Below are 12,889 nucleotides of genomic sequence, written 5' to 3' on the forward strand. Positions count from 1 at the left end.
GGAGACCCAGATGACCGTGCAGAGGGCGGACAAGCGGCTGGCCACAGCCGAGGACATCACCTCGATCCTCGTCCGCAACTGCGGACTCAACGCCGACTCGGCCGCCGCGGCACCCACCGCGTCCCTGGAGGAACTCGGCATGGACTCCCTCGCCCTGCTCGAACTGCAGGCCGTCGTCAACGACCGGTACCAGGTGCAGATCCCGGAAGAGGTCAAGCACCTGTCCATCGCCGAGATCGCCGAACTGGTGGACCGCCAGGTGGACCCGGCCACCGTGCCCGAGCAGTCGACCGGATCCGACGCCGAGCCTCCGGACGTCGATGCCGCACCCGCCACGGAATCCGCCGTCGGCACGGCAGGGGTGACCACCATCGAGCCGGTCAGTTCCGTCGGCACGGACCCGCCGGGGCACACGGAGAACAGCATTGTGATAGCCGCACCCCGCCAGTTGGTCTGGGACCTGACCAACGACGTCACCACCTGGCCCACCCTGTTCACCGAGTACCAGTTGGCGGAGGTGCTCGAACAGCGGGGAAACCGGGTGCTGTTCCGGCTGACCATGTTCCCGGACGAGAACGGCACCGCCTGGAGTTGGGTCAGCGAACGCACGATGGACCCGACCGCGTACGAGGTGCACGCGCGCCGGGTGGAGACCGGGCCGTTCGCGTACATGCGGATCTACTGGCGCTACGACGAGGTGTTCGCCGGCACCCGGATGACCTGGGTGCAGGACTTCGCCATGAAACCCACCGCCCCGGTCGACAACGCGCAGATGACCGAGCGGATCAACAGCAACAGCAGGATCCAGATGAACATCATCCGTGACCAGATCGAAGCGGCCGCGCGGGAGCGGGCCGTCGACGTACGCGCCGGGGGCGACGATGAGTGAGCGCAAGCCGTACGTGGTGGCCGCCCGGGACGTGCCACCGGACCAGCGGCGCGGGGGAGAACTGCGGGTTTTGCTCGGCCCGAAGACCGTCGGCGCCACCTCGGGTTTCATGGGGGTGGCCACCCTGGCACCCGGCGAGCGGATCGCCGAGCACTACCACCCGTACAGCGAGGAGTTCCTCTACGTCGCCCGGGGCGCGATCACCGTCGACCTCGACGACCGACCCGTACCGGTCGCCGCCGGTGAGGCGCTGTTCATCCCGGTCGACACCCGCCACCGGCTGCGCAACACCGGCGACGAGCCGGCCGAGGTGGTGTTCCAACTCGGCCCGCTCGCGCCCCGCCCCGAACTGGGGCACGTCGACACCGAATCCGCCGCCACCCCGCCGGCCCGGCCGGAGTTCGCGTCATGACAGCGCGCCGCACGGTGGTGACCGGCATCGGGGTGGTCGCACCGGGCGGGCCGACCCGTAAACAGTTCTGGGCCACCATCACCGACGGCCAGACGGCCACCCGGCGGATCAGTTTCTTCGACCCGTCGCCGTTCCGTTCCCAGATCGCCGCCGAGTGCGACTTCGACCCGGTCGCGGCCGGCCTCACCCCGAGGGAACGCCGCCGGGCCGACCGGTACGTCCAGTTCGCGCTGGCCGGCTCGATCGAGGCGATGGCCGACAGTGGACTCGACCTGACCGACGCGACCCGGTTGCGTACGGGAGTGGTGCTCGGCTCGGCGGTCGGCGGCACCATGGCACTGGAAGACGAGTACGTGGTGGCCAGCAACTCGGGCACGGACTGGCTGGTCGACCACGAGTGCAGCGGACCGTACCTCTACCAGGCGCTGGTCCCGAGCAGCCTGGCCGCGGACGTGGCGGTACGGCACGGGCTGCACGGACCGGCCCAGGTGATCTCCACCGGGTGCACCTCCGGCATCGACTCCATCGGCTACGCGTACCAGCTCATCGCCGACGGCGAGGCGGACATCGTGGTGACCGGCGCGTCGGACACCCCGATCTCGCCGGTGACCGTCGCCTGCTTCGACGCGATCAAGGCGACCACCCCGGACAACGACGACCCGGCCCACGCCTCCCGCCCGTTCGACCGGGACCGGCACGGGTTCGTGCTCGCCGAGGGAGCGGCGGTGCTGATCCTGGAGGAGCTGGAACACGCCCGGCGCCGGGGCGCGCACGTCTACTGCGAGGTCGCCGGGTACGCCAACCGCAGCAACGGCTTCCACATGACCGGTCTGCGGCCCGACGGGGCCGAGATGGCGCTGGCGATCGGCTCGGCCCTGGACCAGGCCCGGGTCAACCCGGACGAGATCTCGTACATCAGCGCGCACGGGTCGGCGACCCGGCAGAACGACCGGCACGAGACGGCCGCGTTCAAGCGGTCGCTCGGCCCGGCCGCGTACCAGGTGCCGATCAGCTCGATCAAGTCGATGGTCGGGCACTCGCTCGGCGCGATCGGTTCGATCGAGATGGCCGCCTGCGCTCTGGCGATCGAGTACGGCGTGGTCCCGCCGACCGCGAACTGGGCCAACCGCGATCCCGAGTGCGACCTCGACTACATCCCCAACACCGCCCGTGACCTGCCGGTCGACGTGGCCCTGTCGGTTGGCAGCGGCTTCGGCGGCTTCCAGTCGGCGATGGTGTTCAAACGGTTGCGGGAGCTGGACCGGTGACGCCCCGGGCGGTGATCACCGGCATCGGTGTGGTCGCGCCGAGCGGGATCGGCACCGACGCGCACTGGAAGAGCGTCCTGGCCGGGGAGAACCGGATCGGCCGGATCACCCTGTTCGACCCGGACCGCTATCCCACCACCCTGGCCGGTGAGGTCGCCGACTTCGACGCCGCCACCTTCGCCGACAACCGCCGGCTGGTGCAGACCGACCGCTGGACCCACCTCGGTTTCGCCGCCACCCGGCTCGCCCTCGTCGACGCCGGTCTGCCGGAGGTGGCCACCGACCCGTACGGGTACGCGGTCACCCTCGCCAGTTCCTCCGGCGGCAACCTGTTCGGCCAGCGCGAGTTGCAACGGCTCTGGGGGCAGCCGTCGCGCACCGTCGGGGCGTACCAGTCGATTGCCTGGTTCTACGCGGCCAGCGTCGGCCAGGTCTCCATCCACCACCAGTTCAAGGGACCGTGCGGGGTCCTGGTCGCCGAGGCGGCCGGTGGGCTGGACAGCCTCGCCCACGCCGCCCGGATCATCCGTCGGGGTACCCCGGTGGTGATCGCCGGCGGAACCGAGTGCCCGCTGAGCCCGTACGCCCTGGCCTGCCAGATCCGCAACGGACTGCTCAGCGACAGCGACGACCCGGAGCGGGCGTACCGGCCGTTCGACGTCGCCGCCTCCGGTTACGTTCCGGCGGAGGGGGGCGCGGTCTTCGTGGTCGAGGAACTCGAACACGCCCTGGCCCGCGGGGTCACCACGATCTACGGCGAGATCGCCGGCTGGGCCGCCACCCACGACGGGCAGCACACCGTACGGGTCGGCGCCGCCGACGGTACCCAGTACGCCCGGTCGCTGCGGCTGGCGCTGGAACGGGCCGACTGCCCGCCCGGTGAGGTGGACGTGGTGTTTCCCGACGCGCTGGGTGTGCCGCGCTACGACCGGGCCGAGGCGTCCGCGCTGCGTACCGTGTTCGGCCCGGACTCCCCGCCGGTGACCACCCAGAAACCGCTGGTCGGGCGGGCCCACCAGGGTGGTTCGGCGCTGGACGCGGCGAATGCCCTGCTCGCCCTGCGCCACCAGGTGCTGCCGCCGACCGCGGGGCTGGACCGCCCCGCGCCCGGCTGCGAACTGGACTTCGTCCGGCAGACCCGCACCCAGCCGGTGCGTACCGCGCTGGTCGGGGCGCGGGGCTTCGACGGTTTCAACAGTTCCGTGTTGATCCGTGCCTACCAGCCGCCGGGACAACGTGCCGGTGGCGACCAGTGAGCCAGGAGGGGACGGCGATGGGTGTATCGGGCAAGGGACGGGTGGTGTTCCTCATCCGGATACCTGCGGAGCGGACCGACGAGTTCCTCCGGGCGTACGAGCGGATCCGCTACCAGGTCGCCGAGGGGGTGCCGGGACACCTGGTGGACCAGGTCTGCCGCTCGACCACCGACCCGGAGCAGTGGTTGATCACCAGTGAGTGGCTGTCGTTGGCGCACTTCGAGGACTGGGAGCGCGGCAGTGACCACCGGGAGCTGGTCAAGCCGATGCGCGAGTGCATGACCGAGGCCCGGTCGATGCGGTTCGTCGTCCACGAGCAGACCTCGGCGCGCAACCTCACGCCCGAGCGGAACGGGTCCGGGGACTGGGCGGACGAGGAGATGGAGACGGTGACGGCGGAGGTCTGACCGGGATGCCGCCGCGCCGACCGAGGAAGGAAGAACGGATGAGTTCGAACTGGCACGCGCTCTACTACCCGCTCAAGCCGGGGAGCGAGGAGAAGGTCAAGGAGCTGTTCCGGATCAGTGGGCGACCACAGTTCGAGATCTTCGGCGACGACGGGCGGCTGGTCGGGCGGCTGCTCGGCACGATGGCCTTCGTCGGCCGGGAGATGGCCGTACGGGTGATCGAGGTCGAGGGCCCGCTCGGTCTGGTCGCCGCGCACATGAGCAAGCAGGAGGCGGTACGCGAGTTCGAACGCGAGTTGCACGAGCATCTCGCCGTTCCCCGGGACATGGCCACCCCGCAGGGTGCCCGGGACTTCTTCCGCAACGCCTCGATGGAGTGCGTCCTGTCCCGCCGTCACGACCAGTAGCGTGGTGGACCGTACGGCTCGGCGCGGTGGTGGCTCGGGTGGCCTGGTGGGGCCACCCGAGCCGCCCTCACAGGTGGGGCGCCGCCGGCAGGACCAGCGGATCGCGCGCCTTCGCCACCAAGTCCACCACGATCCGGCTCAGCCGCTGGGCCGAGGCGGACATCGACTCGTTCGCCTCGACGATCGCGGACGCCACCTCGGCCCGCTTCTCCTGGCCGTACCGGACCGCCTCCTCGATTCCGCGCGCCTGGGCGTCGATCGAGTCCGCCACCTCGAGAATCGTCTCGGGCCGGATCGTCGGCGTCTGGATCACCTTGGCGATCTGCGGCACCGCCGTCCTGGACGCGGCGGCGTACGCGCTCAGCACGTCGTTCGCCCCGTCGGCCACCGCCTGCTGCATGCCGGCTGCCTGGTTGGCCTGCAGCAGCAGACCCCACTGCGCGATGGTCAGCTTCATCGTCGGGATGGTCAGGTTGATCAGCAGGGCCAGCCGCTGCCCGAGGCCGTAGTTGAGCGTACGGATGTTGCGGACCTGCGGTGAGGTTGACCACGCGACGAACAGCCGCTGCTGGAACTCGTTGATCCGCACCTCGAGGGCGGAGATGAACTCGGTCACCCGGGACAGCCGTTCCTCGGAGTCCCGCCGGTGGATGTCGTCCGGGTCGATGGTGATCGACCGCGCGTCCGCCACCGCCGCGTCCCGCACCAGTTCCATCACCGCGATCGCGCCGATGAGCTGCCCGATCGCCGCCTCGTTGGCCTTGTACAACTCGTCGCAGAGCACCACGTTGCGGCGCAACTGGAGTTGCTTCTCGCTGAGCTGGCCGGCGACCAGGTCGAGCTGGCGCTCCACCGTACGGGCCTCCTCGAAGAGCATCTCCAACAGGTTGCGCCCCTTGCGGAACAGCCCACGGATCGAGTCGGCGAACTTGTCGAACGCCTCCCGTACCTTCGGGTCCGACGGGTCGTATTTGCGGCGGAAGCCCCGCATCCGGTCGTTGAGCTGACGCATGATCGACGTCAGCTCCGGGATGTCGACCCGCCCGACCTCCCGGAAGATCCGGGTCACCTGGGCGTTGACCTGCTCGATTGCGGCGCTGCCGAAGTTCGCCAGCTCGTTGGTGCTGGCCAGCATCGTCGGGTAGAGCTTCGCCGCGACCACCCGGGCCTGTGCTCGCTGCTCCGGGCTGAGCAGGTCCGCGCAGACCAGGGCTCGTGGCTCGGTCGAGGCGAGCACGGTGGCCACCGCGCTGTCGGCCGCGCCGGCCGGCGGGTCGGCCGGTCCACCGACGATGGTGCCGAAGTCGATCTGAAGGGCACTGCCTTGCGTCATCGTGTTCCTCTTCCGTTCGGGTACGTCATCGCGGTCGGTACCACACGTCAGGCACAGGTCTTGGCGTCCTTGACGCAGGCCAGCAGGGCCAGCGTCACGTCCGCGGCCGGGGGTGGGGTGACCCGGATCTGTTCGGCCAGCGGGATGTCCGGGAAGTCGGCCACGTCGCTCAGTCCGAGCTGGATCGCCGACCGGAAGCCGTAGCTGCGCCACGCCACCGTCTGGACCTCCGGGTCCTTCATCGCCTCGATGAACCGGGCGCTGTCGGCGTCGAGGGCGAGAATCGGGTGGTCGCTGTAGATGGTCGGGTCGGGATAGAGCACCCGGATGTTCTTCAGCAGCGACCCGGCGGCCGACGGGTCGCGTACGACCTGCTGGATCACCTGGTTCTCGTAACCGGCGTAGATCGGCGCCTTGAACTCGCCACCCTGGGTCAGCCACTCCCGGAACCCGGTCTCGGAGGTACGCGACTGCAGGCCCTGCGCGTCGTAGATCTGCCGCATCGTCGGCAGGGCGGTACGCGCCTGCGCCAGGTTCGGTGCCGCGTACGGGTCAGCGGTCGCCACGATCGCCAACTGCAACTGGGCCAGCGTGAAGCCACTGTTGGACTTCGCCGGATCGGTGCTCGACACCGAGATCGGCCCACGCAGCCCCTCGGCGCCGACCGAGTCCCAGGTCCGGTGCTTGAGCACGTAGTCCAGCAGCAGCGACTTCATGTCGATCAGGTAGTAGCGGTTGTCCCGCTGCTCGACCAGACCGAGCTTCACCAGCGCCTCGGTGCCCCGAGGACCGGCGTAGAGGACCTCCGGCGACTGCAACACGTTCTCCGCCCGGTACGCCGCGAAGGCGCCCTGGTGGCCCGCCTCGAAGACGCTCTGCGCGCTCGAACTCGACGGCCAGAGGCAACCGATCTTCCTGGCCTTCAGCTCGTCGGTGGAGAGCTGCACCTGGTCGTACGACCCGAGATGCTGGAAGTCGACGGTGAGGCCGTACCGCTCCCGCAGGATCCGGGTGACGGTCGGATCGGCCATCAGCTCCGACTTCTCCGAGCCGCCCAGGCAGGTGATCGCCACCGGTGCGGCCTGGCCCGGTGCCGCCGGTTGACCGGACCGCAGCCACAGCACGCCGGCCACCACACCGACCACGATCACCATGCCCAGCCCGATGAAAAACCGCAGACTCGGCAGTCTCACGTCAACTTCCTCTCGATTGAACCGCTGGAGCGCGTTGGTGACGACGTCAACTAGGTCACCTCCGGCATTCGCGGCGGGGCCACCGTGTCGAGGTTCGCCACGTACTGTCCGATGTCGCCCTGGTTGACCAGCCGGACGCTCTCCAGGGTGAAGTCGGCGAACCGTTGGAACGCCTGGTCCCCGCTGGTCAGCAGCGCGTCCGCGTCCCGGTAGAGCAGTGGTGAGCCCTGGATGTCGAGGTATCTGCGTACGGCCCCGTCGAGGGAGACCAGGTGCGCGCCGATCTGGCTCGCCGTTGAGTACAGGGTGTTGGGCGAGGTGCCGCGCACCCGGTCGAACAGGTCGGGTACGTGCCGGCAGGCGGTCTCCAGGCTGGCGCGGGCCGCCGGTGCCTGCACCTCCCGGCTGAGCCGCCGTACGTCGCGCAGCGTGCGCAGCGCCTCCCCGACCTTCGCATTCGCCTCGTCCAGGTAGCTGTCACCCGCCGCCTCGGCCGGGGACCGGTCGTCGACCATCAGGTAGACGCCGATCGCCCCCGCGACGGCGAGCAGTGCCGGCCAGAGCACCGACCGGGTGGCGAGCAGGACTCCGACGAAGACCAGGACGCCGGTGGCCAGCCCGGCCGGGGCGGCGAGTTTGTGTCGCACCGGCCCGCCCTACTTGTAGCCGGCGGCCTGGCGCAACGCGGCGACCAGGTCGTTCTGCTCGAAGAACGCGCCGGAGGTGGCCTGGGCGACCTCGGTCAACTGGCTGGGGTCGGCGTCCTTCCCGAACGCGATGGCGATCACCGGCACCCCGGCCCTCCGGAGAGCGTCGAGCGCCGGCGGTCGCTCGCCCTGGCTGGACTTCCCGTCGGTCATCAGCACCACCAGCCGCTTGCGGTCACCGAGCGACGGATCCGCGAGCTGTGCCGAGGCCCGGAGCAGGCAGCCGTACAGATTGGTCTCGCCGTCGGGGCGGTAGCGGTTGATCGCCTCGGTGAGGCCGTGCAGTTGACCGGGATCGTTGCCGTTGACGGTGAACGGGCTGCCACCGGTGATGCCCCCGTTGAAGATCGTCACGCTGGTCACGTCCTGCGGGTGGGTCTGCAGGAAGTTGAGGGCGGCCTGCTCGGCGTCGAAGACCTGCGCCGCGGCCTGCTTCACCCCGGTCCACCCGTCGTTGTCCTGCATGGACCCGCTGCCGTCCAGGCAGTAGTGCACCGCGACCGGTCTGCGGTAGCTGGTCTGGTAGCGGTTGAGCGCCGACTCGATCACGGCTGCCACCGGGAACTGGATTCCCTGTTCGTTGATGGTGGCCTGGATGCCCCACTCCGGGTTGAACACCGACAGGTCCGGGTTGTCCAGCGTGAGACCGATGCTCGCCGCCGGTCGCCGTCCGAGGCCGCGCAGTTTCGCCTGCGCGTCGGGCGAGGACAGCACGTGCGCCTGCAACTCGGTGAGGAGCTGTCGCTTGGCGGCGTCGTCGCCGTTGCCGTGCGGCAGGAAGCCGAGGGGCGCGTCGCTGATCGCCAGGGACCCGCGCGGGTAGGCGACCACCAGTGGCTCCCGGCCCGCCTTGACCAGCTCCTGGTTCTTCTCGATCACCAGGTCCTCGTAGGTGAACATGGTCCGGCAGTCGTCCGGCCGGGCCAGGCAGTCGGTCATCAGGGTGCCGGTCGACGGCGGGGTCTGTTCCATCGCCTTGATCAGCCGGGTCACCCCCTGCACCACGGCGGGCGAGTCGAGCTGGTCCTGGGTCAGCGGCTTGCCGGGGCCGTTGCCGGCGAAGTGGTTCAGGAAACCGAACAGCACCGTCGCGCCCGAGTTCGACTGGGTGGGATTGGTCATCCAGACCCGGGTCCGCCCGGACTCGACCGCGGTCAGGATCTCCGCGATCGACACGTCCGTACGCCCGGCGAAACCCAGCCGCTGCATCTCACCGCGCCAGCCGGCGAACACCACCGGGGTCAGGAACATCGGCTTGACGTCCTGCAGGGTGTTGCGCTGGTCGCCGACCTGGAGGAACACGCTGCTCGCGAACCAGTACGCGTCGTACTCGCCGGATCCGGCGGCGAGTTGCCGGGCCTGGTCCACCGAACCCATGAAGGTCACCGGGCACCGGTAGCCCCTGGCGTCGCACCAGGGCTCGACGATGGTGTCGATCACCGACTGTTGCTCGGACCCGGCCACGATCCGCAGTGTCGTACCGGCCGGGCCGGACGCGCCGGGGTCCGGTGGCCCGTCGTCGGTACAGCCGCTGAGGAGCAGCACCACCGCCAGTGCGGTACCGGCCAGTCCCTTGAATCGCACCCGTGCCCCATTTCCCGTATGGAGATCCTGTTCCGAACGGGTTCTTGGTAGCAGTGCGCGGCTACCGGCGGGTCAGCCGGCGGGAGGGGCCTGACCAGGGCCGCAGTGGTCTGGCCGGGGGTGGTCGGCGGTCACCGCACGCCGATGACGCCAGATGGTCGACGAGATGTCATCCCGAGGTCGCCGCCCGGTCACCGAGGCACGCGGGCGGGCCGGCATGACCGGGGCGGGCCACCGGGTCGGGGCGGTCAGCGGCCGTGCCGGCGCCTGCGCCGTACGACGATCCAGCGGATGATCACCGCCAGCACGACAACCGCCGCGATCCCGATGCTCGCCGCCCCGAGGTATCCCTGCGCCCGTTTCCAGGAGGCGCCGAGCACGTACCCGACCAGGACAACCGTGGTTGCCCAGGTCACCCCGCCGACCACGTTGTACGCCAGAAACCGGCGGTACGGCATCCGGGTCATCCCGGCCAGCGCCGGCACCAGCGCCCGCAGTACGCCGATCCAGCGGCCGAGCATGACCGCGGCCGGACCGTGGCGCTGGATGAACGTCTCCGCCCGTTGCCAGCGCTCCTCGCCGACCCACCGACCCAGCCGGCTGCGGCGCAGCGGCATCCCCGTCCGCCGGCCGATCTCGTATCCGACGCTGTCCCCGACGACCGCGCAGACCGCCGCGACGATGACCAGCGCCGCGATGTTGGTCCGTCCGGTGGCGGCGAGCGCGCCGCCGATCAGCAGGGCCGTCTCGCCGGGGAGGATCAACCCGATGAAGGCGGCGCACTCGCCGAAGGCGAGCAGCCCCACCAGCACCAGTAGCGGCCAGCCGGACAGGTCGGACAGGATGTCGGTGAGCTGGTCCACCCGAGGGCCCCGGTCAGCCGCTGCCGGACGGTGGGCGCACCCGCGCACCGCCGCCGGACCGGCGCACGTCGGCTCGGACGGGTCTGCGCATCTCGTCCCCTCGTCGGGCAGGTGCTGCGGCTGGTGCCGCAACCGGTGGTCGGCGTAAGACCACCAGCACCATCAGAACACCCCGCGACGCCCCGACCAGGGGGAATCAGTGACCCTCCCGGATCACCGTCGTCACCCGTACGAGTGACCCGCCCGCTCCCGGTCAGAGATCCAGTACGAGCCGCGGGCCCCGGGACCGGGAGACGCAGATGTACATCGTGTCGTTGGCCGCCTGCTCCTCGTCGGTGAGCAGCGAGTCCCGGTGGTCCGGTTCCCCCGCGAGCACGCTCGTCTCACAGGTCCCGCAGGTCCCCTCGGTGCAGGAGTAGAGCACGTCCACCCCGGCGTCCTCGATCGTCTCCAGCACCGAGCGGTCGGGCGGCACGGTCAGCACCAGGCCCGAATGCGCGAGTTCGACCTCGAAGGAACCCGCCCGGACCGGCGCTCCCTGCTCTTTCGGGGCGAAACGTTCCACCCGCAGGGCGCCCGGCCGCCGATCTCGGCAGGTCGCCTCCACCGCCAGCAGCAGGGGTTCCGGCCCGCAGCAGTAGACCAGGGTCGCCGGGTCCGAATCGGCGAGGATCCGGTCGAGGTCGAGCAGGCCGGTCTCGTCCTGCGGCCGGATCGCGACCCGGTCGCCGTACCGCTCGGTCAGCTCGCGGACGAAGGCCATCGACGAGCGGGTCCGGCCGCCGTACACCAGCCGCCAGGGGACACCGGCGGCCTCGGCGGCGGCGAGCATGGGCACGATCGGGGTGATCCCGATGCCGCCGGCGACGAAGACGTAACGCGGTGCCGGTTCGAGCGGGAAGTGGTTGCGCGGACCCTGCACGCGTACGGTGTCGCCGGCCGCCAGGTTGTCGTGCATGAACCGGGATCCGCCCCGGGACGTCGGCTCCAGCAGGACCGCGATCGTCCACTGCCGTGCCTCGTCGATGTCGCCGCAGAGCGAGTACTGGCGGGTGGACCCGTCGTCGAGGATCACGTCGATGTGGGCGCCCGCGCTCCAGTCGGGCAGCACACGACCGTCGGGCGCGGCGAGGGTCAGTCGTACGACTCCCTCGGCGGCCCGCTCCCGGTGCCGGACGACCAGGTCGAGCTTCTCCTCGGCGCCGGTGCTGCCCATGTCCGCTCCTCCTGGTGCTCACGCCCGCATCCCGGCCGGGAGCCGACCGACGGGTGGGACCGGGCGGTCCGGGTCGGGGCCGTTGCCGTGCTGCTCGGGATGGCCCAGCAGCCAGTCCCAGAGTTCGACCGGGTCCTCGGCCTCCTGCGACGTACCGCACCAGCAGTAGCCACGCAGCCGGTCGGAGCCGGGCAACCAGACGATGCGGTAGATCCCGGTACCGGTGAGCCTGGTCGGCTCCGGGGTCATCGCGCCGCTGCCTGCGCCTGGGGTGCACTCGCCGCCGCCATTCGCCTCAGTATGCGGCGCGCGGCCAGCCCGCCGGTATCGATGTTTATGCTCAGTTCCCGGAAGCCCTCGGGCTCGGTGGCGATGACCTGTTCGAGCCGGTTGAGCGCGGTGACGTCCTGCAACACCACGGTCCGGTTGCTGTTCTCGAGAAAGTCCGAGACCTCCCGGTCGTCGAGGGCGAAGTCGCGGGCCACCGCCCAGAAGTCGTGCGTAGTGGTCTCGGTTTCCGGGGTGATGGCGTAGACGACCTCGACGTGGAAGGCGCGCTCGTCGGTGCCGTCCGGCTCGGGATAGACCCCGACCGGGGCGATCCGGCTGTGCAGCAGGTAGAGGCAGGGTGGGTGGTACTCGATGTCCTGCCACCGGACGATCCGGCCCTCGATCCCGGTGGAGCGGGAGTAGAACGGTGGGCACTCGGCGTCGTCCATGTGCCGGCTGACGTAGATGATGCCCCGCTCCTCGTCGACCTCCGTGGTGATCGGCGTGTTCGCGACCTCCGGGGTGCCGATGTAGCCGCCGTGCAGGTACGTCTCGTGCGAGAGGTCGAGCAGGTTGTCCACCAGCAGGTCGTACCGCGCGGCCAGCGGCTCCATCCCGTACACGGCCGTGTAACCGTCCAGGTCCAGCCAGGGTGCCCGGGGGATGGTCGACTCGTCGGCACCGGCCGGCTCGCCGATCCACACCCATACGAAGGAGTCCTGCTCCTTGACCGGGTACGAGCCCAGCCTCGCCGCCCGGGGCACCCGGGTCTGACCCGGCACCGCCACACAGACCCCGTCCGCCCCGTACGTGAAGCCGTGGTAACCGCAGACCACGGTGTCACCGACCAGGTGGCCCGGCGGTTGGGACAGCGGGAAGCGGCGGTGCACACACCGGTCGGTCATCGCGACCACCGCACCGGCCTCGGTACGCCAGAACAGGATCGACTCTCCGCAGACCGTACGGGAGAACAGGTCCCGCCCGATCTCGCTGCCGTAGGCCGCGACGTACCACTGGTTCCTGACGAACTCCATCTCCGGTCTCCTTCCCACCGCCCGCCGCGCGGGCTGCGCGGCGGGGAACG

At 70.3% G+C, this 12,889-nt stretch carries 13 protein-coding genes and 1 pseudogene; 6 read left to right on the plus strand and 8 right to left on the minus strand.

Going from position 1 to position 12,889, the window contains the following annotated elements:
* Positions 1–10 precede the first annotated feature (10 nt).
* From ACWEFB_RS18060 to ACWEFB_RS18085, 6 genes and pseudogenes are all read left to right on the plus strand, one after another.
* A complete protein-coding gene (locus ACWEFB_RS18060) occupies positions 11–889 on the plus strand; it encodes an SRPBCC family protein (RefSeq protein ID WP_452286774.1) in 879 nt (292 codons plus the stop codon).
* Positions 882–1,301, plus strand: coding sequence for a cupin domain-containing protein (locus tag ACWEFB_RS18065; protein WP_452286776.1), 420 nt, complete (start codon positions 882–884; stop codon positions 1,299–1,301). Before ACWEFB_RS18060 ends, ACWEFB_RS18065 begins: the two co-directional genes overlap by 8 nt.
* A complete protein-coding gene (locus ACWEFB_RS18070) occupies positions 1,298–2,569 on the plus strand; it encodes a beta-ketoacyl-[acyl-carrier-protein] synthase family protein (RefSeq protein WP_452286778.1) in 1,272 nt (423 codons plus the stop codon). The genes ACWEFB_RS18065 and ACWEFB_RS18070 overlap by 4 nt, the downstream gene beginning before the upstream one ends.
* The gene (locus ACWEFB_RS18075; protein WP_452286779.1) at positions 2,566–3,825 is read left to right on the plus strand and encodes a beta-ketoacyl synthase N-terminal-like domain-containing protein; all 1,260 of its coding nucleotides are present in this window, start codon (positions 2,566–2,568) and stop codon (positions 3,823–3,825) included. The genes ACWEFB_RS18070 and ACWEFB_RS18075 overlap by 4 nt, the downstream gene beginning before the upstream one ends.
* 17 nt (positions 3,826–3,842) lie before the next feature.
* A pseudogene (locus tag ACWEFB_RS18080) lies at positions 3,843–4,148 on the plus strand (antibiotic biosynthesis monooxygenase family protein); the annotation flags it as partial.
* 122 nt (positions 4,149–4,270) lie between these two features.
* Positions 4,271–4,639 (plus strand): SchA/CurD-like domain-containing protein, encoded by a 369-nt coding sequence (locus tag ACWEFB_RS18085; protein ID WP_326558890.1) that lies wholly within the window; start codon positions 4,271–4,273, stop codon positions 4,637–4,639.
* A 67-nt stretch (positions 4,640–4,706) separates the two neighbouring features.
* On the opposite strand, the gene ACWEFB_RS18090 is transcribed toward ACWEFB_RS18085, so the two are convergent.
* The 8 genes from ACWEFB_RS18090 to ACWEFB_RS18125 all read right to left on the minus strand — a co-directional run bounded on the left by ACWEFB_RS18090 (position 4,707) and on the right by ACWEFB_RS18125 (position 12,839).
* On the minus strand, positions 4,707–5,972 hold the full coding sequence (locus ACWEFB_RS18090; protein WP_452286782.1) for a toxic anion resistance protein: 1,266 nt from the start codon (positions 5,970–5,972) through the stop codon (positions 4,707–4,709).
* 47 nt (positions 5,973–6,019) lie between these two features.
* A complete protein-coding gene (locus tag ACWEFB_RS18095; RefSeq protein ID WP_452286784.1) occupies positions 6,020–7,165 on the minus strand; it encodes a hypothetical protein in 1,146 nt (381 codons plus the stop codon).
* A 50-nt stretch (positions 7,166–7,215) separates the two neighbouring features.
* Positions 7,216–7,812, minus strand: coding sequence for a hypothetical protein (locus tag ACWEFB_RS18100; RefSeq protein ID WP_452286786.1), 597 nt, complete (start codon positions 7,810–7,812; stop codon positions 7,216–7,218).
* A 9-nt stretch (positions 7,813–7,821) separates the two neighbouring features.
* A complete protein-coding gene (locus ACWEFB_RS18105) occupies positions 7,822–9,456 on the minus strand; it encodes a VWA domain-containing protein (protein ID WP_452286788.1) in 1,635 nt (544 codons plus the stop codon).
* A gap of 248 nt (positions 9,457–9,704) precedes the next feature.
* Positions 9,705–10,319 (minus strand): DedA family protein, encoded by a 615-nt coding sequence (locus tag ACWEFB_RS18110; RefSeq protein WP_452286790.1) that lies wholly within the window; start codon positions 10,317–10,319, stop codon positions 9,705–9,707.
* 253 nt (positions 10,320–10,572) lie between these two features.
* Complete coding sequence (locus tag ACWEFB_RS18115; RefSeq protein WP_452286792.1) at positions 10,573–11,535, minus strand: PDR/VanB family oxidoreductase; 963 nt, start codon at positions 11,533–11,535, stop codon at positions 10,573–10,575.
* Between the two features lie 18 nt (positions 11,536–11,553).
* Positions 11,554–11,784 (minus strand): hypothetical protein, encoded by a 231-nt coding sequence (locus ACWEFB_RS18120; protein WP_326558883.1) that lies wholly within the window; start codon positions 11,782–11,784, stop codon positions 11,554–11,556.
* A complete protein-coding gene (locus tag ACWEFB_RS18125) occupies positions 11,781–12,839 on the minus strand; it encodes a Rieske 2Fe-2S domain-containing protein (RefSeq protein ID WP_452286794.1) in 1,059 nt (352 codons plus the stop codon). Before ACWEFB_RS18125 ends, ACWEFB_RS18120 begins: the two co-directional genes overlap by 4 nt.
* Positions 12,840–12,889: the final 50 nt, after the last annotated feature.

The organism is Micromonospora sp. NPDC004704 (assembly GCF_053601675.1).

Excerpts from the sequence above, each read along its gene's own strand:
- ACWEFB_RS18090 (WP_452286782.1), bottom strand. The coding sequence starts at position 5,972 with ATGACGCAAGGCAGTGCCCTTCAGATCGACTTCGGCACCATCGTCGGT.
- ACWEFB_RS18060 (WP_452286774.1), top strand. The coding sequence starts at position 11 with ATGACCGTGCAGAGGGCGGACAAGCGGCTGGCCACAGCCGAGGACATC.
- ACWEFB_RS18115 (WP_452286792.1), bottom strand. The coding sequence starts at position 11,535 with ATGGGCAGCACCGGCGCCGAGGAGAAGCTCGACCTGGTCGTCCGGCAC.
- ACWEFB_RS18070 (WP_452286778.1), top strand. The coding sequence starts at position 1,298 with ATGACAGCGCGCCGCACGGTGGTGACCGGCATCGGGGTGGTCGCACCG.
- ACWEFB_RS18120 (WP_326558883.1), bottom strand. The coding sequence starts at position 11,784 with ATGACCCCGGAGCCGACCAGGCTCACCGGTACCGGGATCTACCGCATC.
- ACWEFB_RS18125 (WP_452286794.1), bottom strand. The coding sequence starts at position 12,839 with ATGGAGTTCGTCAGGAACCAGTGGTACGTCGCGGCCTACGGCAGCGAG.
- ACWEFB_RS18085 (WP_326558890.1), top strand. The coding sequence starts at position 4,271 with ATGAGTTCGAACTGGCACGCGCTCTACTACCCGCTCAAGCCGGGGAGC.
- ACWEFB_RS18065 (WP_452286776.1), top strand. The coding sequence starts at position 882 with ATGAGTGAGCGCAAGCCGTACGTGGTGGCCGCCCGGGACGTGCCACCG.